This window comes from Phormidesmis sp. 146-33 (genome assembly GCF_052939515.1).
The window spans coordinates 23280-40896 of record NZ_JBJPHU010000056.1 but is presented as its reverse complement, the minus strand read 5'-3'; the positions used below and the strand labels follow the sequence as shown (position 1 = coordinate 40896).

16 protein-coding genes are annotated in these 17617 nt (G+C 49.7%); 6 read left to right on the top strand and 10 right to left on the bottom strand.

All coding sequences use genetic code 11. From position 1 onward, the window contains the following. Positions 1-99: 99 nt before the first annotated feature. Both ACJ2PR_RS20880 and ACJ2PR_RS20875 read left to right on the top strand, forming a co-directional pair. On the top strand, positions 100-1179 hold the full coding sequence (locus ACJ2PR_RS20880) for a peptidoglycan-binding domain-containing protein (protein WP_446878405.1): 1080 nt from the start codon (positions 100-102) through the stop codon (positions 1177-1179). A gap of 221 nt (positions 1180-1400) precedes the next feature. Further along, positions 1401-3218, top strand: coding sequence for a toll/interleukin-1 receptor domain-containing protein (locus tag ACJ2PR_RS20875; protein WP_446878404.1), 1818 nt, complete (start codon positions 1401-1403; stop codon positions 3216-3218). Between the two features lie 266 nt (positions 3219-3484). On the opposite strand, the gene ACJ2PR_RS20870 is transcribed toward ACJ2PR_RS20875, so the two are convergent. From ACJ2PR_RS20870 to ACJ2PR_RS20850, 5 genes are all read right to left on the bottom strand, one after another. Continuing rightward, complete coding sequence (locus tag ACJ2PR_RS20870) at positions 3485-3697, bottom strand: hypothetical protein (RefSeq protein WP_446878403.1); 213 nt, start codon at positions 3695-3697, stop codon at positions 3485-3487. Positions 3698-4002: 305 nt separating this feature from the next. Continuing rightward, positions 4003-5373, bottom strand: coding sequence for a beta-propeller fold lactonase family protein (locus ACJ2PR_RS20865; protein WP_446878402.1), 1371 nt, complete (start codon positions 5371-5373; stop codon positions 4003-4005). A 16-nt stretch (positions 5374-5389) separates the two neighbouring features. Continuing rightward, positions 5390-6706, bottom strand: coding sequence for a carboxymuconolactone decarboxylase family protein (locus tag ACJ2PR_RS20860; RefSeq protein WP_446878401.1), 1317 nt, complete (start codon positions 6704-6706; stop codon positions 5390-5392). 180 nt (positions 6707-6886) lie between these two features. Beyond that, on the bottom strand, positions 6887-7918 hold the full coding sequence (locus ACJ2PR_RS20855; RefSeq protein ID WP_446858171.1) for an aldo/keto reductase: 1032 nt from the start codon (positions 7916-7918) through the stop codon (positions 6887-6889). Positions 7919-8047: 129 nt separating this feature from the next. Next, complete coding sequence (locus tag ACJ2PR_RS20850) at positions 8048-8971, bottom strand: SDR family NAD(P)-dependent oxidoreductase (protein WP_446878400.1); 924 nt, start codon at positions 8969-8971, stop codon at positions 8048-8050. 175 nt (positions 8972-9146) lie between these two features. Between ACJ2PR_RS20850 and ACJ2PR_RS20845 the strand changes: the two genes are divergently transcribed. Next, positions 9147-10073, top strand: coding sequence for a LysR family transcriptional regulator (locus ACJ2PR_RS20845; RefSeq protein ID WP_446878399.1), 927 nt, complete (start codon positions 9147-9149; stop codon positions 10071-10073). Between the two features lie 345 nt (positions 10074-10418). On the opposite strand, the gene ACJ2PR_RS20840 is transcribed toward ACJ2PR_RS20845, so the two are convergent. Then, positions 10419-11540: an AI-2E family transporter gene (locus ACJ2PR_RS20840; RefSeq protein WP_446878398.1), complete on the bottom strand. Its 1122-nt coding sequence runs from the start codon at positions 11538-11540 to the stop codon at positions 10419-10421. Between the two features lie 204 nt (positions 11541-11744). Here ACJ2PR_RS20840 and ACJ2PR_RS20835 point away from each other — a divergent pair, with 204 nt between their 5' ends. Both ACJ2PR_RS20835 and ddpX read left to right on the top strand, forming a co-directional pair. Continuing rightward, positions 11745-11978: a hypothetical protein gene (locus ACJ2PR_RS20835; protein WP_446871532.1), complete on the top strand. Its 234-nt coding sequence runs from the start codon at positions 11745-11747 to the stop codon at positions 11976-11978. Between the two features lie 133 nt (positions 11979-12111). Next, positions 12112-12753, top strand: coding sequence for a D-alanyl-D-alanine dipeptidase (ddpX, locus tag ACJ2PR_RS20830; RefSeq protein ID WP_446878397.1), 642 nt, complete (start codon positions 12112-12114; stop codon positions 12751-12753). A gap of 284 nt (positions 12754-13037) precedes the next feature. On the opposite strand, the gene ACJ2PR_RS20825 is transcribed toward ddpX, so the two are convergent. Then, complete coding sequence (locus ACJ2PR_RS20825) at positions 13038-13613, bottom strand: Uma2 family endonuclease (RefSeq protein ID WP_446871534.1); 576 nt, start codon at positions 13611-13613, stop codon at positions 13038-13040. A gap of 8 nt (positions 13614-13621) precedes the next feature. Continuing rightward, positions 13622-14800, bottom strand: coding sequence for an RNA-guided endonuclease InsQ/TnpB family protein (locus ACJ2PR_RS20820; protein ID WP_446878396.1), 1179 nt, complete (start codon positions 14798-14800; stop codon positions 13622-13624). Positions 14801-14834: 34 nt separating this feature from the next. Between ACJ2PR_RS20820 and ACJ2PR_RS20815 the strand changes: the two genes are divergently transcribed. After that, positions 14835-15002, top strand: coding sequence for a hypothetical protein (locus ACJ2PR_RS20815; protein ID WP_446878395.1), 168 nt, complete (start codon positions 14835-14837; stop codon positions 15000-15002). A 20-nt stretch (positions 15003-15022) separates the two neighbouring features. Here ACJ2PR_RS20815 and lpxD read toward each other — a convergent pair whose 3' ends face one another. Both lpxD and rlmD read right to left on the bottom strand, forming a co-directional pair. Further along, a complete protein-coding gene (gene lpxD, locus ACJ2PR_RS20810; RefSeq protein WP_446868749.1) occupies positions 15023-16093 on the bottom strand; it encodes a UDP-3-O-(3-hydroxymyristoyl)glucosamine N-acyltransferase in 1071 nt (356 codons plus the stop codon). Between the two features lie 115 nt (positions 16094-16208). Continuing rightward, positions 16209-17609, bottom strand: coding sequence for a 23S rRNA (uracil(1939)-C(5))-methyltransferase RlmD (rlmD, locus tag ACJ2PR_RS20805; RefSeq protein WP_446878394.1), 1401 nt, complete (start codon positions 17607-17609; stop codon positions 16209-16211). Positions 17610-17617 lie beyond the last annotated feature (8 nt).

The window sequence follows — 17617 nt, the reverse complement described above, 5'->3', positions numbered from 1 at the left end:
TTATCCTGTGCTTGTATTGTCGTCAGGGCAATTCAAGTTTTCGGATAGGCACTTAAAAGCCTACTAACCTGTTGCCCATTTTTCTGATTAGGTGAGCGTATGGCTTTTAAGATTAGTGCCCTCAAATTACCCATTTTGAGAGTCGGGTCTACGGGGGCCGCTGTTGGCGCGTGGCAGCGTTTTTTACAAGATTTGAACTTTCCGATCGGCGGGATCGACAACAGTTTTGGCCAGGCGACCGATCGCGTGACTCGTGACTTTCAGAAGAAAAACGGTCTGACCGCAGATGGCATTGTCGGGGCCGGAAGTTATAGTAAGGCGCTGGCTCAAGGGTTTATCTATCGCGTCGCAAACCTGACCCCAGCCATGTTGCTGGACTACCTTAACTATGGGCCGTCTGAAGTCAGGGATCTGCAAACCAGCTTGAATGCGATCGGTCGGCTCAATCCTGCTCTGAGTGCGGATGGTGACTTTGGGGCGAGAAGCGCTAAGGGGTTGTCAGAGGCGTACAAAATTCTGGATGTGGGGTTTCGATCGCGGCTAGAGCAGCAGCTTTCGACGGCAACCAAACAGAAATTGGGCAGTGATTTTACGCCTGGGTTGGAGATTTTGACGGAGTATGCGAGACGGCTGCGCGCTCGGTTGAGTGGGGCCCAGTGGGTGAGATTTTTCCCGGCGAGTCGGTCGATCGATGATCTGGCCTCTCCGTTTCGGCAGCGGGTGCAATCATTTGAAAAGGCGCTCAGAGATGCGGGGGCGACGATCGAGATCACCAACACGTATCGACCTCCAGAGCGGGCTTACATGATGCACTACAGCGTCTCTATCAACAATCGAGACATTGCCCCCGAAAATGTGCCGTCGATGAGTGGGGTTGACATTGACTGGGTGCACTACACCAACGCGGGATCGCTACAGGTTGCGCGGCAAATGGTGGAGGCGTATGGGATTGGGAGCAATCCGGCGGCGCTGCGATCACGTCACACTCAAGCGCTGGCGATCGATTGGCTGATTGATTGGCAGGGTAATTTGAATATCAGAAACGGGTCGGGCAGAACGGTGAGCATTGGTGCGCCTCGCAATGGGAATGACAATCCTCAGCTTTGGACGGTGGGTGCATCCTATGGAGTTTACAAACTGGAATATGATCCGCCGCACTGGTCGGTGGATGGGTTTTAACGTGAATTCGATGAAACCTTTCGCTGCGGTTATAGATCCAGGCAGCCCCCTAAATCCCCCATTCTGGGGGACTTTGAACATTTTGAAACATCTTCTGACGGGAGTTGGAGGTGAGGAATCGGAAGGGCGATCGCTTCAGGTATAAAAATTTTTGCCACTTTGCGGGGGGGCAGGGTGGGAGCGGTTATTCTGAATGGGAGTAAAATGCTGCGATCGCTCTTATGTCTGACGTTTTCATTTCTTACTCTCGTAAGGATAAGGTGTTTGTCGAAAGGTTGCATGAGGCTTTGTTGGCTGACCAGCGTGAAACCTGGGTGGATTGGCAGGATATTCCGCTGACGGCTGACTGGTGGCATGAGATCGAGCGGGGGATCGAGGGGACGAATACCTTTGTGTTTGTGATCAGTCCTGATGCGATCGCGTCTCAGGTGTGTCGAGATGAGATTGATCATGCGGTCAGGCACAATAAGCGGGTGGTGCCGATCGTGCGGCGGGATGGGTTTGAGATGGCAAAGGTGCATCCGGTGTTGTCGAAGCACAATTGGCTGTTCTTTCGGGAAACGGATGAGTTCGATCGTGGGTTTCGGGATTTGGTTGGGGCGATCGAGATGGATTTGGGGTATGTGCGATCACATACTCGCTTGACGGAACGGGCGGTGGAGTGGGAGGGCAAGCAGCGCAATGAGAGTTTTTTGCTGCGGGGCAGTGATCTGGAGGATGCGGAGCAGTGGTTGACGCAGGGGGCGAGTAAGCAGCCTCAGCCGACGGAGCTTCAGGGGGAGTATCTTGGTGCGAGTCGGAGGGGGGAGACGGCGCGGCAACGGGCAGAGGCAAAAAAACAGCGGGTGTTTGTAGGGATCGTGGGAGGGTTGGCGATCGCATCGACGGGAATCGCGGTTTTTGCATTTCAGCAGCGGCGGGTGGCGATCCTTCAAAGAAACGAAGCTAGATTGAGCGCCCAAAGTTCGACTTCGCTTAATTTGTCTGCATCTAAATTGACGTTGGAGGCTCTGGCGGAGGGCTTGAAGGCGGGGCACAACCTGAAGCAGTGGGAAAAAGACCTGGATAGCGGAACATCAATGCAGGTGAAAGCTAATCTGCAACAGGTGGTCTATCGCATCAATGAGCGCAATCGGTTAGAAGGGCACAGCTATGTTGTCCGCAGCGTGAGTTTTAGCCCGGATGGTCAGACGATCGCCTCCGGGAGTACTGACAGCACGGTGAAGCTATGGGATTTGCAGGGACGAGAGTTGCAGACACTCAAAGGGCACAGCAGTGCTGTCACCAGCGTGAGTTTCAGACCGGATGGACAGACGATCGCCTCTGGGAGTACTGACAATACCGTGAAGCTGTGGGACAGGCAGGGACGAGAGTTGCAGACACTCAAAGGGCACAGCCATCACGTCTACAGCGTGAGTTTTAGCCCGGATGGACAGACGATCGCCTCTGGGAGTTGGGGGTGGGGGGACAACACGGTGAGGCTGTGGGACAGGCAGGGACAAGAGTTGCAGACGCTCAAAGGGCACGGCGATGCTGTCAGCAGCGTGAATTTTAGCCCGGATGGACAGACGATCGCCTCTGGGAGTTGGGACAGCACGGTGAAGCTGTGGGACAGGCAGGGAAGGGAGTTGCAGACGCTCAAAGGGAACAGCGGTGCTGTCAACAGCGTGAGTTTTAGCCCGGATGGTCAGATGATCGCCACTGGCAGTGATGACAGCACGGTGAAGCTATGGGATTTGCAGGGACGAGAGTTGCAGACGCTCAAAGGGCACAGCAGTTCTGTCAGCAGCGTGAGTTTCAGCCCCGATGGAAAGACGATCGCGTCTGGCAGTGATGACGGCACCATAATTCTCTGGAATCTCAATTTAGATAGCCTGATGACGCTAGGCTGCGATTGGCTGCTCGACTACCGCACCAACAACCCCAATGGTCAGCAAGATCGAGAATTGAATGAAGCTTGCGGTGAGACAAAACAGTCCCAGGCAGTCCATAAGATGTCGCTGTGGCAAAAATTTGTGGCATGGGTTTGGCAGAGTTGAGCCAGGCAAAACACAGGCGTTGGGGGAGAGTCCGTCTCCTGCAAAAGAGGCGTTGCTGAATCGAAGCATGATTTTCCAGGTAGGGGTCATGCCCTCGCGTACCCTCTTTCCGCATCCAGGGCGACCCAGAGAGATGATTGTGATTTTGGCATGACGACTGGGGATGTGAAACTCTACGGTAGGGAATGCTGCCCTCGTTCCGATTCCAGGCCTTCGGGCAGCTACAGGGGGATTGCCCCTACCGTATGACTTTTCGACGCTTGCGCTTATCCTTTGCGGCGTGGGCGGCTGAGAATGCTCATCACTTCGCTGCGGTTGGGGGCGGGTAACAGCGGACTCCAATCACCCGCATCAGCGAATCCCCTTTTGTGGAGGTTGGCGATCGTTTCAGTGACTGCTCTTTTGAAGGAATAGAAGCAAATTATGAACGCTAAAATAACGTGAATTCGACAGAGTTTTTTCGCTTCGTGATTCAGCACTTTCGCCCCCCAACCCCCCAATCTGGAGGACTTCCGGACGGGATTTTTTGCTCAAAGTCCCCCAAACTTGGGGCATTTAGGGGGCAGCCCGGAGCGATCACCGCAGCGAAGGATTTCATCGAATTCACGCTAAAATACTTGCCGGAAAAAGGTTACGTCGTTTTTTAGTGATTTTACTTCTTCTAGCGTGACATTAGAGGGATAACGAGAACCGAGTTTACAGCCGTATAACAATTCGCTTGATCTCACTACCGCAAAATCTTCGTGTGGATGTCGAGGATATTTACAGCCGCCCAACCGAAACGTTATCGAGCGACTAACACTTGATGAACACCCCGACCCATATCAACAACATACCCTGTTCGTTGTAGCTCTGGAGTTGGCTTTTCGATGACTCGCCAGAATTCGATTCCACCTTCGGGTTTTGGGGTGAAATAGTCATAGATCGTGACGGCTAATGCCTTACCGCTAGCATCGAAGGCTGCACCCTCTGGCAAAATTCCCTCAAATGGATAATCCTTGAGTTTCGTGAGCTGACCTGATGCGCGATCGAGCATCATCAAACTCAAGGTTGCTTGACGGGTAAATCGAGGTGAATTAGTCGGGAAGGCAGTCCCACGCATATTTACAGTCACGACCTTTGAGCCATCTGGACTGATTGCTAAACTTTCGGGTGAAAGATCGGCGATCGCAGTTGAAACCACTCGATGCTGTGTTCCAGACGTATTTAATGGAGCAAGTTGAATGACGGATACTGTTCCTCGCGTTTCGGGTAATCGTTGTTCCAAGGTTTTGATTTGTTCACCAAAATTGCGCCCCCAATTGCTGCTGAGATAGAAGCGCCCATCAGGGGTGAATTGTCCTGTAAACGGGTCTTTGCCAACTTTCACGGGTGAACCCCAGGGAGTCAGTTGCAGTGCCCCTTCAGCGTTGCGATCGACTTCGTAAAAGACAATTTCATCTCGGTAGTCCAGATTTACAGCTAGATATTTTCCAGACGGATGCCACTGAACTTGACTCGCGTACAATCCATTTTGGAAATACTTTGGGTCAGGTTGAATTCCGATCTGACGAAGGGAAAATTCTGTCGGTTGACCGAGTTGATTGTTCTGAACTGGAATCAAAACAATTTCTTTGTTTGGAGTCTGCGTTGAAATTGCTAGTAAATTTCCATTGGGATGAACATGAACCGTTTCAGGCTTAGGAGGAACTTCAATTCGATCTCGAACAATGGGACGACGGGGATTGGATAAATCGATCGCCACCAATTGATTGCCAGAAGGAAGTTGCTCTCTTCGAGTCGCATTCGCTGGCATTGCTCCAAGGGTTTCAACGACAAATGCAGTTCGATAATCGGGTGATAGCGCCAGCGCATAAGGCGCTCCAATCACTGAATTTGAAGCATTAATTTGCGCGATCGCTTCCTGCTTTCCGTTGAGTGGCAAAGTTACGATCGAGAGTTGATCACTCACCCCTTGAGCAGGCAACTTACCATCTGCATAGGTGCTGGCAAGAAAATCACCATCTGAAATGGCAGCAATGTAGCGTCCTGTAAATTCCAACAACTGCTGTGTGGGTTGGGGATTGCTCAATTGAGTTGAAATTGAGATGCATGTGAGACAACCAATGATGAACGCGATCGCGCTGCGGGTGATGCTCAGATTAAAGTTTTTCATGGTCTTTGAATTAACCTTAAGCACTTCGTTCCTTAAACACTTCTTCCGCTACAGCCATTGCTTGCTGCACTTTCACAAAGCCAACATAGGGAAGCATATGTAGGATAGTTTCAACAATTTCCTGACGATTGGCTCCTACGTTTAAGGCTCCATTGATATGGACTTTGAGCGGTAACCCTGAAGCCGTGGTATTCAACCCAGTCAAGGCAGAAACGGTTGCCAGTTCACGGGTTTTTAGATCGAGATTTGGACGAGAAAAGACATCGCCATAGGCAAATTCCACGATGTAGCGTCCGAGGTCAGGAGCAATATCTTCAAAGCTGTTCACCACTGCCTCACCCGATGCTTTGCTAATTTGATTGAGAGCGTCTAAACCCCGGCGGTAGCGAGTCTCATTGCTTTCTGCCTGCCGCCGACTTTCTAGCTCTGGTTGTGGACTAGCAGGCGGAATTCCCTGTTGTTTGAGAGCGACAAGTTTCTGCTGCGCGGCAGCAATGGCAGTCAGGGTTTTGGGATAACCTGCATACACGGTCATTTGCATCAGCAATTCTTTAATTTCAGTCTCCGTTGCGCCCGCCCGCAATGCCCCTTCAACGTGAGCCTCAACTGAATTGTTCTGATTGCCGAGAGCCGTGACCATCGCTAGCGTGGCAAACTCGCGAGATTTGAGGCTGAGTCCGCGCCGATTCCAAATTTCACCCCGCGCAAATTCAACGATTAGCCTTGGTAAATCGGGGGCAAGGGTGGCAAACCGAGTGGCAATGGTTTTGACACGATCGCCTTCTGTTTGTTGCAAATTTTGAATCCCAAGCTGGTAGCGATCGCCCTCCGGTCTGGCTGAAACAGGCTTGAACTGAAGGTTACGCTCTTTGAACACTTCCCGCGCGATCGTCATTCCATCTTGCGCGGCTGGAAAGCCAGCATACACAACGGCATTCAGAATCGTCTCTACCACTTCTTGAGGCGTACAGCCGACATTCAGCATTCCATGAATATGAAACTTCAGTGCCGGACGTACCGAGCCGATCGCAGTTAATGCCGCCACGATCGCGATTTCTCGCTGTTTCAAATCCAGTCCGGGTCGAGATAAAACATCGCCAAACACATGGTTCACAACCATTTGGGCTAAATCTGGCGAAAATGCTTCTAGTGGGCGAGTAGCGCGATCGTAATCATTACCCCCGACTCGCTTGAGCGTTTCAATGCCGCGAGTGTAGCTATCGCTGGGTTGAGCTTGCGCTTTTTTAGTAAAGATTCCTAGAACAAAAGTTGTCAGTGTTGCGATCGCGGACGTGAGCAGCGATCGGCGCATTCGTTGAGCAGTTTGTGACATGATTTTTACGACAAAATAATTGTAATTTTGCAAATCTCAACTACAGATCAGACATCATGCCCCCATCTGCCAAAAGAGAAACGCCAGTATGGTGTGGAAAACGATCGAAAATTTTCGTTGATTTAGAAGTCTTTGTCCAAGTTATGAACAGCGGCAACTTTGCATTTCTCTTTTCGGGGTTTATACAGGTGGCGGATTTCGTTCGGAAAATTGCCCGTTCCAATAGGGGTAATAGGGATATGGCGGTGTCAAATAACTTGCCGTATCTAGTCTTGCAATTTGCTCCTGGGTGAGGTTCCAGCCGACTGCCCCAAGATTCTGCCTCAACTGCTCCTCGTTGCGCGCACCAATTAGAACAGTCGCGACGGTGGGTCTTTGCAGCAGCCAGTTCAGGGCGATCTGTGGAATGGTTTTATTGGTCTCTACCGCCACTTCGTCGAGCGTATCGACGATCCGATACAAGTGCTCATCATCAACTGGCGGCCCGAACTTAGCCGTATCGTGTAACCGACTGTCCTCAGGTAAAGGCCGTCCCCGCCGGATTTTTCCGGTTAAACGTCCCCAACCGAGCGGACTCCACACAACAGCCCCAACACCTTGGTCTTGACCTAATGGCATCAGCTCCCATTCATAATCGCGACCGATCAGTGAGTAGTAGGTCTGGTTGGCGACATAGCGCGAGTAACCATAGCGATCTGCGACAGACAGAGATTTCATGAGGTGCCAGCCAGAGAAATTGGATACTCCGAGGTAGCGCACTTTCCCGTCACGCACTAGGTCATCAAGCGTTGACATCACGCTTTCAATGGGTGTCATCGCATCGAAGTGGTGTAATTGCAGCAGATCGATATAGTCCGTACCAAGGCGTTTGAGTGCAGCGTCAGTAGCCTGTATAAGGTGATGGCGAGAAGCTCCAACGTCATTTGCACCTTCGCCCACACGAAGCGTAATTTTAGTCGATAAAATTACTTGGTCGCGGCGACATCTGACTGCTTCCCCCAGAATAGATTCCGAGATTCCGTCAGAATAGACATCGGCGGTATCAAACATATTCACGCCAGCCTCAAGGCAAATATCGATCAAGCGTTTCGCCTCATCTACATCCGTATTACCCCAAGCACTGAAAAGCGGTCCTTTGCCACCAAAAGTACCTGCGCCAAAACTTAACGCAGGAACCTTAAAGCCAGATTTGCCCAGAAAGCGGTACTCCATGAGTTATTATCCTCGTTGATAAGTGTTGAAAAACTTTGTCGTGAGGTTGTGAATCACGATCGACGTAGAGGTTGAGAGATTTGTGACATGACTTTTACGACACAATGATTATGATTTTGTAACCTTTAATTACAGACCGGACATCATACCCCCATCAGCTAGAAGAGACGTACCTGTAATGTAGGGACAATCGTTGGATGCAAGAAACAATGCTGCTTCGGCAATCTCCTCTGCGGTGGCAATTCGCTTCAGTGCATCTGCCAACTGTCGAGCCGCTTCTACTTTCTCTTTTGAACCTCCGGTCGATCGCTGAAATAGCGGCGTATCCGTGATTCCAGGTGAAAGCACATTCACTCGAATCCCTTGCTGCCCGTAGTCCAATGCTGCCGCTTGTGCTAAACCCAAGAGCGCCCGTTTTGCAGAAGCATAGCCAGAAAACCCCGGTCGGGTGGCTATAGTATGCTGTGAGGCAGTAATGACAATATTTCCACCCCGCTTCAGCATGTGTGGAATCTGGTACTTCATGGCAAGAAAAACACCCCGTAGGTTCGTATTCTGAACCCAGTCCCATTCCTCAACGGTAATCTCGTGGAGGGGTTTGGAGAGTATATCTCCCGCATTGTTCAGCGCAATATCCAGTTGACCGTATTTTTCCACGATACGATCGACAAACGATTCAACTTCTCTCGGCTGGATCACATCTGCTTTGAGATAAGTCGCCTCGCCACCACTTTGCCGAATTTCCTGTTCTACCGCAGCACCCAGGTTTTCTCTCCGTCCGCAGAAACCGACTTTCGCTCCTTCACGAGCAAAGGCAAGTGCCGCCGATCGCCCAATTCCAGAGGTTGCGCCAGTGATCATCACCACCTTTCCAGCAAAGCGCCCTTTTGCATCTGTGGGCTGAGGGGCTGGCTGCTGAGCGTTCGCCGTTAATCCATTCAGAGTTAATCCATTCGGAGTTAATCCAACTGTAGCGGCTCCTGCCAGTCCAGCCAGCCCAGTTTGAATCACTTGCCGACGGCTAGACTGTTGATCTGTAGTGCATTTCATCATTAGTTTTTGGGGTGTAAAAACGACTCAAAATTCTGTGGTTTCTGTGAAAGTTTTTTCGCAGGTTGATGATGGACTTGCAAAACAAGCTTCGATAGCCTAAGTGTAGATTCATGCTCAAAAAAATAACAATGGCTTTTTCAGGCACCACTGTCATGCTAAAAACGCATTAATTATCATGAGTCGTTTACACGATTTAGAAGTCTTTGTGCAAGTCGTCAACAGCGGCAACTTTGCCAGAGCAGCGGCAGCATTAGAAATTAATCCATCAGCTATCAGTCGCCGCATTAGCCAGCTTGAAGATCAGTTGGGTGTCCGTCTGTTTAATCGCACCACCCGCAGCCTCAGCCTGACCGAAGTGGGAGAGCGCTATTTCAATCGTTGTCTCAGCATTTTGGCAGATTTAGAAGAAGCCGATCGCGAGGCAAAACATCACAGCGCAGCCCCGCAGGGTGTTCTGCACGTTAGTTGTTCAACCCTGTTCGCCCATCGTCATCTACTAACGCGCATTCCTGAGTTTTTGACCCACTATCCCCGCCTCAGCATTCAATTAGCGCTGACCGATGACTTAGTAGATATTGTGGGTGACAGTATCGATGTTGCCATTCGCATTGGTGAACTGGCAGATTCTGCTCTGATTACCCGTCGGTTAGTCTCCGATCGCCGGATTCTTTGTGCGGCTCCAGCCTATCTCGATCGCTATGGAACTCCCACAACTCCCGATGATTTAGCCACTCACAATTGCCTCGCCCTGAATGCCTACAAAACGACCTTGAATCAATGGCGCTTTTGCGATCCTGTTGGAGTGAGAGAAATTAGCGTGGGTGGAAATTTTACCGTCAATAGTGGGATGGCCCTGTATGAGTCGGTTCTGGCAGGTTTGGGCATTGCTCGTGTGACGGCATTTTTGGCAGATCAGGCGCTGCGATCTGGACAACTGATTCACATCCTTTCGGAATACGAAGATGAGAATGATGTGGGAATTTACGCCATCTTTCCTAGCAATCGTTACTTGCTTCCCAAAGTGCAATGTTTTGTCGAGTTTTTAGTTGAAAGTTGTTCCAGCAAAGCAGTAAACGGACAAAACAGTTTAACTGAGGCGTGACTCCAAAGATCTGGACTGTTCCTCCAGGGCCGCAATTTGCTGTCTGAGCTTCAGAGTAGGGATTGTAAAATAAATTGCATCAAAGTCAGAAGTTGAGATTTAATGAACTACTGAACCAAAGACATGAGTACGATGACCTTTCAACCCGAACTGCTGGATCAACTGCTTAGGTTTATACTGTGTTCTGGACAATGCACAAACTAATGAGTTTTGACCAGATTTTTGGGATGTCAAAGTGCTGCCTCGTCTCACAACAAGTAACAGCCTTTCAGAGAGAATATGAGAATTTTTCATTCCGTCAAGTGGGCAGACGAGAGAAAAAAGTCCAAAGTCCAAAGTCATTCCTCATCCCTCATCCCTCATCCCTTCTTCTAGCTCCGGCAAAGGCTCCTCTGCTTGCAAAAATTCCGGTTCAGTCTTGTCGTAGCGATCGTTCTTCCACTCATCCAAAATATCTCTCACCAACGCCTCTCTCAGCCAAATCTGACCCACCAGCACCAGCGGAATCGCCAGAAACAATCCCAAAAAGCCAAAAAAGATGGCAAAAACTACTTGAGATAAGAGCGTGACCGCCGGAAGCAGCGATAGCTGTTTTGACATGACAAATGGCACCAGCAAATACTGCTCAAGCTGCTGAATGACAATATACAAAATCACTACAGCGCCCGCTTTCCAGGGGGCATCGAGTAAGGCGATCGCCATCGGCGGAACCAAACTCAACACCGGCCCCACATTGGGAATCGCCTCTAACAACCCGGCTAACAACGCATTTGCCAGCACCAATGGCACGCCCAAAATCCACAAACTGATGCCGCTGACGACCCCAATCACCACCATGTTGATCAAAATGCCGCCGACCCAGTTGACCAGCGCCACCTCACACAGTCCGAGAATTTCATCCGCTCGCCGCCGATAAAACGACGGAAACAACAGCACAAACCCTCGACGATAAGGTTGGGGATTGATCAGCAGCATGACCGTCAGAATGATCACCAGCAGCAGATTTAACAAAACCGCCAGCACATTGGAGAACAAGGAGAAGAAGTTTCCGACGACTCGCCCGGCTAGCGGTTGGATTTGTTGAATCAGATCATCAATGCCCGGCAAGTATTGTGATGACCCAGGAATCATATCCTGCATGTCTTGAAACCGTTTCTGAAGATTGTCTAACCCCTTGGGCACCAATTCCACAAGCTGTTGAAACTGAGTGATAAACGGTGGCACAATCAGCCCGACAAAGATGATCGAGAGAATGACGAAGAGCGCGATCGAGAGTGCAGTTGCCGCCCCTCGTTTTAAGCCAGCCCGCTGCATTCGGCGCACCAGACTATTGAGTGCAGTGGCAAAAATCACCGCCGCAAACACCAGCAGCAAAACCTGATGAATCTGCCACAAAATGTAAGCTGACACCGCAAATGCCAAAAGCCCAACCCATTTTCCCAATCCCACAATCTCACTCCTTCCCATGCTGGCTTAACTGAGTATGCCATTTTGCAGAAAAAGCGAAAAAGAAAAGAGACAAGACTTCTGCGAAGATGCACCAAAAGCCTAACTAAAGGAATACATCAAACGCTCGAATCGGTGATTGGGGGTGAGACTAAATCACGCTGCCAGATTTTTGGGAGGACGATCGTGCGTCACAATAGCGATGGTGTTCAAAATAGTTGAGTTATGCGATTTGCAGTTTCGGGCAGTTCTGGGCAGGTGTTGGCGTATGGGAAGCTGTTTATCCAACCGGATGAGGAGGGGCAGCGTCTTTGTTTTTGCACCGATCGCGGCACTGTCATTGTCGGGGGAATCATCGATCCAGATGGCGATTTGTCCAATGCGAGTCAGGAGTTATTTCGAGAATTTCTTAAAACCTGGGGGATGATGGGGGTAACGCTCACGTCTCAGGCTCGTTAGGCGTTCAGAATTTAGTCTTATTGTATAAAAGCGCTACTTTTTCGAGCAATTGCCCACTCTAGAGTAGAACGGTTGAGAGATCAGGAACAATCTGGCTTCTGATCTCATCCGATAAATCAGAGTGGACGATGCAATGCAAAGATGTGGAACCAGAGTGCTGAATTGGCTGATTTTTGTGCTGGTGGGCTGGGCGATTGTCACTCAGAGTCAGCCGTCTATTAGCGCCACCAAAGCAGAATTTGTAAATCTTCAAGCGATCAGTCCAAATATTGTATTGGATATTCGCTATGCAACGACAAATAATTTTACAAAACAAAAGTTATACCGTCAGGCAAAATGCTTTTTGAGAATCAGCGTGGCAGAAAAGTTATCACGAGTGCAAACAGAATTAGAAACGCAAGGGTTAGGACTCAAAGTATACGATTGTTATCGTCCGCTGTCGGTGCAAAAACGCATGTGGCAACTCAAGCCTGATCCCAATTATGTAGCAAACCCAGTTTATGGATCGAGACACAATCGAGGATCTGCGGTGGATGTGACGCTGGTCGATCGCACAGGCAAAAATTTAGCAATGCCGACTGAGTTTGATGAGTTTAGCGATCGTGCTCACCGCGACTACAATAGTTTAAGCAATACCGTCAAAACAAATCGAGCAACGCTAGAGCGAATCATGGAAAAGCACGGATTCGTTGGGCTACAAACTGAGTGGTGGCACTTTGATGCGACTGAATGGAGACAGTTTCCAGTTGCGGATGTCTCGTTTGAGGCGATTTAGAAGGCGCTATTTAGAAAAGTTCGGTAGTCACAGGAAAGCATTCAAAATTGCGGCGTATCCATTCCCACTTCGTTGTTGATGTATGACCAGATGAAATACATTCTGAATCACTAGTTCTAGCAATTGTATTTGTGGTAGCGTTCTCTGCTGCAATCTGGGTAGCGTTGTACAACCTGTATGATCAGATTCTAAAGCGTGAAAGGGACAGGCGATCGTACTACTAACGGGTTCGTATTGGCTTGAAGATGCGTCGCTATATCATTGCACCTGAAGCAAGCGACAACCTAACTACTAAATCGCTCCACCGAAAGAACAAACCCAGGTAAAACAGCTTCACCCGACAAGTCGATCGGAAGCCCCAACTTCTGAACGTCTTGATTAAGTCGATAAACGTCAACCTGTTGATCTTGAGGATTGATCAGCCAGCCCAAACGCACACCGTTCTCCAAATATTCCTGCATTTTGTCTTGTAGCATTTTTAGCTCGTCTGTTTCGGAGCGCAGTTCGATGACAAAATCGGGGGCAATGGGTGCAAATTTCTTGCGTTGAGTGAGGGTGAGTGCTTCCCATCGGCTTCTTTCAATCCAGGCAGCATCAGGAGAACGGACAGAACCATTCGGAAGTGTGAAACCTGTGGACGAACTAAAAACCCGCCCCAAATTTGTTTGACGATTCCAAATGATCAAATCGCCAATGTAATCCGCTTCTTGACTGCCGCCCTCTGCTCCAACGGGTGCCATGATGATCAGTTCTCCTTTGCAATTGCGTTCTAGTCTCAAGTCCTGATTGTGCTGACAGAGTTCAAAAAACTGATCGTCTGTTAGATGAATCGCATCTAGATTTAAGGTCAAAACTGTCATGGTTCCGCTCATAATTTACTAACGTTTGCTAACAAACTGAAATCTTCCTGCTTCAACTCGGAGAAGTCGGCTTCACCCGATCCACAGGCTGACACGGGATGGCTTCCCGCGTTTTTCAAATTGATTGCCGCATTCAGATCTCGGTCAAGACTGAATCTGCAATGCTCACAGGTGAACACGCGCTCAGAGAGAGTGAGTACTTCTTTTTTGGCTCCACAATTCGAGCAAGTTTTACTCGACGGAAACCAGCGGTCTACGATGACGAGTTCTGATCCGTACAGCCTGGTTTTGTAGTCCAACTGACGACGGAACTCATAGAAGCCCATATCACCTACGGCTTTTGCCAGCTTGTGATTTGCCATCATTCCAGATACATTCAAGTCTTCAATGACTACCGTGCTGTGGTTCTTGGCAAGAGAAGTCGTGAGCTTGTGGAGCGTGTCTTTGCGGAGGTTGACAATCCGTTGGTGCAATCGGGCAATTCTGATTTGCGCTTTCTTCCAGTTGGCTGATCCTCGCTGTTTGTGGCGATTGAGCCATTGCAGTCGAGACAGCTTTGATTCAAGTTTGCGATACGATTTCGCACCCTCAAAGACTTCGCCCGTGCTGAGAGTGGCGAGAGACTTCACGCCTAAATCCACTCCCACAACATCAACTGATTTAGGCGATGCGATCGGCTCTACCTCAATTCGGAATGAGAGATACCATCTATCGGCGGTGCGGCTAATCGCGACATTCTTGATGGGCACTTGCGGCAACTCTTCGTAAGTTCGCAGGATGCCAAGTTTCGGAACCTGAATTCGACGAGTACCACGAATCTTGATTGTGCCGTCCAACTCAAATGAGTCGCCTTTACCTTTCTTCTTAAACCTGGGAACCCCTGAGACTTTCTTAAAGCACCTATCCCAAGCCAGTCGTAAATCTCGCAGCGCATATTGAGGCGCACATTTTGAGGACTCAAAGTACCAGGGATTTTCAGGCTTCACCCATGCCACCAACCATTTATGCAAGTCAATTGCAGAAGGGAATTTAATTCTGTTCTCTGGATTTGCTTGGTTGTGGTCAAGAATTTGTTTGGTTAGTCCGAGTCCCCAATTCCACGCATGACGCGCTACGCCAGAATGTTTCAGCAGGTCGGTACGCTGCTGATGGTTGAGTTTGAGTTCCGTCTTGAATCCTAAGAGCATGATATTATCGTACGGCAAGTAACGTACAAACACCATGTCTAAACGATTAGATTTTCGGGTTTCAGATGAAGACTTTGCAGCACTCGAAGCATACTGCAAGAAAACAGGTGCCACCAAGACAGGCGCAATTCGGATGTTGCTCCAAGTTCTCAAAGATGAGCAATTGTTAGTAATTGTGAGAAAATCAATCACTGTTGATTGACCTCTTATCTTCCAACAGGATTATTCTTTGTCTTTTAGCCCGATCGCTTCAATTCCCAACTGTTTTTGAATTTGTCGAATCGCCTGATACATGTCATACAAACGGCTATACATCGCAGAGGCTTTGAGATAAACCTTGTGTTCGACCGCAGGGTAGCCCGAAACCGTCATCCCCGGTGGCACATCTTTATGAACTCCAGCTTTCGCAGAAGCGACAGAACCGTCTCCCATTTTGGCGTTATTCGCTACTCCGACCTGTCCTGCGAGAATCACCCGATTGCCGATCGTCGTCCCCCCTGCGATGCCACATCCCGACGCAAACGCACAGGCTTCTCCGACCGTCACGCCATGACCGACTTGCACCAGATTATCGATTTTGGTATTGCGACCAATGCGCGTTTCACCAACTGAGGGACGATCGACATTCGAGTTACAGCCCACCTCAACGCCATCTTCTAACACGGTGTAGCCAGACTGCTCCATTTTGAGCCAGCCTTCACGAGTCGGCACAAAGCCAAATCCCTCGGAGCCAATCACCGCTCCTGCATGAATTACACAGTCTGCCCCAATCTGCGATCGCTCATGAATTACACAATTGGCATGAAGAACGGTACGATCGCCCACAGTTGCCCCCGGATAAATCACCACATTGGGATGAATCACCACCCCATTCCCAATCTGAGTTTCTGCCTGAATGACGGCATGGGCCCCGATCGCCACCTCTTTACCAATTTGCGCCGATGGATCAATGACGGCTGTTGAGTGAATGACTGGTGCAGGTTTGAACGGCTGATAAAAGAGCGCGATCGCCTGAGCAAACACCAATCGAGGTTGACGAGTCGCAATCCAGGGAATGTGTCGATCGTTGGCTTTGGCCTGTAGCGTTTCGTCAGGCGGCAAAATCAGAACGCTGGCTCCAGTCGTGTCAATTTGTGAGCCAAACTTATGACCGTCGGCATAGCTAATTGTGCCTGGAGTTGCCTGATCGATCGCTGCCACGCCTATAATTTCGGGATCGTTGTCAGGGGCGATCGACAAGCTGTGTGAAACGATAGAGGCGCTGAGTCTTTCGACAATTTCACTAAACTTCATAGACGGGTTGGAGGGATGAGGGATGAATTCGTGATATCGAATAGTGTGGATGATTTTATCAAACTGCACCGCTCCATCTTTTCTATTCCTAATTTAGAACTCATCCGGTCAACCGTTATCCTTCATTTCTTCTCAAAAACGAAGCGCTCTCAACGTGAGCCGTCTGTGGGAAGAAATCTGCGGGTTGGACTCGTTCAAGCTTGTAAGCACTTGATTCGCAGAGCATCTTGAGATCGCGGGCTAGAGTAGCCGGATTGCAACTAATGTAGACGATGCGTTCGGGCTTCATCTCTCTCAGCGTTTGGATTACAGCCGGGTCGCAGCCTCTACGAGGAGGATCTAATAAAACAACGTCAGGATGGACTTCTAGCAAGGGCAGAATCTTTTCGACGGTGCCCGTTTCGATCGTCACATTCTCCAATCGATTTAGTTCGGCGTTCAATTTAGCTTGTTCGACGGCTTCGGGTTGGACTTCGAGACCGATCGCTTGTTTGACTTTTTTGGCGATCGGCAAGGTAAGCGTCCCAATTCCACAGTAGGCATCGACAACGATTTCGTGACCCTGAAGATCCAACTGGCTCAAAATCACTTGCAGTAGGGCTTCGGCTTGCTCAGTGTGGACTTGAAAAAAGGTGTCAGGGAGAATCTGAAACTTGAGTCCCGCAAACTCTTCTTTGAGATAAGACTGACCTGCGATCGTTCTCGTTTCTTTGCCAAAAATGGCGTTGGTGCGATCGGCGTTCAGATTTAGCGATACGCCTACGAGATTGGGATGTTGAGTTAACCAGGTTTGCGCCTGTTCTTCAAGCCCCTCTAGATTGGCATCTCTGGCGACCAACGTCAGCAAAATTTCACCCGTGTGGCGACCAATTCTCAGACCCAAATGACGCACTTTGCCACGATGCAGCGTTTCGTCATAGATGCCCCAGCCGCGAGTTTGCAGGTCTTGTTTGACCTCTGACAACAACGGATTCAACCGCTGATCTTGAATCGGGCACTGATTGAGATTGACAATCTGATGGCTGCCTTTTTGGTAGTATCCCGCTTGCACCTGTCCAGTGGAGGAGCGCCGCAGCGGATAAGTGGCTTTGTTGCGGTAGCCCAGCGGTTCAGACACATTGAGAACGGGGTTGATGTCAATCTCGCGAAAGCCGCCCAGTCGCTCTAATGCCTGCACGAGATGATTGCGTTTGGCTTGTAGCTGATAGTCATAATCGACATGTTGCCACTGACAGCCGCCACATTTGTCGGCCACAATGCAGCCGGGGCGAATCCGATGGGGTGAGGGGTTGAGAAGCTCATGTACCTTGCCTTGTGCATACTGGGGCTTGACTCGGATCAAACGAACTAAGACACGATCGCCCGTCACCGTATCGGGCACAAAAACCACGCGCTGCTCAAATCGACCCACGCCATCGCCACTGTCGCTGAGGTCTGTGATTTCGACTTCGACCAGTTCTCCTTGCTGCCACTGGTTGGTCGCGTCGGTTGTTTCAGAGGGATGGGAAGTGGGCACAAAAATTG

What these genes read in the sequence shown, in the direction of transcription:
- ACJ2PR_RS20815 (WP_446878395.1), top strand. Translation starts at nt 14,835, where the DNA reads ATGTCTAAACGATTAGATTTTCGGGTTTCAGATGAAGACTTTGCAGCA.
- ACJ2PR_RS20850 (WP_446878400.1), bottom strand. Translation starts at nt 8,971, where the DNA reads ATGATGAAATGCACTACAGATCAACAGTCTAGCCGTCGGCAAGTGATT.
- ACJ2PR_RS20880 (WP_446878405.1), top strand. Translation starts at nt 100, where the DNA reads ATGGCTTTTAAGATTAGTGCCCTCAAATTACCCATTTTGAGAGTCGGG.
- ddpX (WP_446878397.1), top strand. Translation starts at nt 12,112, where the DNA reads ATGCAAAGATGTGGAACCAGAGTGCTGAATTGGCTGATTTTTGTGCTG.
- ACJ2PR_RS20860 (WP_446878401.1), bottom strand. Translation starts at nt 6,706, where the DNA reads ATGTCACAAACTGCTCAACGAATGCGCCGATCGCTGCTCACGTCCGCG.
- ACJ2PR_RS20875 (WP_446878404.1), top strand. Translation starts at nt 1,401, where the DNA reads ATGTCTGACGTTTTCATTTCTTACTCTCGTAAGGATAAGGTGTTTGTC.
- lpxD (WP_446868749.1), bottom strand. Translation starts at nt 16,093, where the DNA reads ATGAAGTTTAGTGAAATTGTCGAAAGACTCAGCGCCTCTATCGTTTCA.
- ACJ2PR_RS20865 (WP_446878402.1), bottom strand. Translation starts at nt 5,373, where the DNA reads ATGAAAAACTTTAATCTGAGCATCACCCGCAGCGCGATCGCGTTCATC.
- ACJ2PR_RS20845 (WP_446878399.1), top strand. Translation starts at nt 9,147, where the DNA reads ATGAGTCGTTTACACGATTTAGAAGTCTTTGTGCAAGTCGTCAACAGC.
- ACJ2PR_RS20855 (WP_446858171.1), bottom strand. Translation starts at nt 7,918, where the DNA reads ATGGAGTACCGCTTTCTGGGCAAATCTGGCTTTAAGGTTCCTGCGTTA.
- ACJ2PR_RS20825 (WP_446871534.1), bottom strand. Translation starts at nt 13,613, where the DNA reads ATGACAGTTTTGACCTTAAATCTAGATGCGATTCATCTAACAGACGAT.
- ACJ2PR_RS20840 (WP_446878398.1), bottom strand. Translation starts at nt 11,540, where the DNA reads ATGGGAAGGAGTGAGATTGTGGGATTGGGAAAATGGGTTGGGCTTTTG.
- ACJ2PR_RS20820 (WP_446878396.1), bottom strand. Translation starts at nt 14,800, where the DNA reads ATGCTCTTAGGATTCAAGACGGAACTCAAACTCAACCATCAGCAGCGT.
- ACJ2PR_RS20835 (WP_446871532.1), top strand. Translation starts at nt 11,745, where the DNA reads ATGCGATTTGCAGTTTCGGGCAGTTCTGGGCAGGTGTTGGCGTATGGG.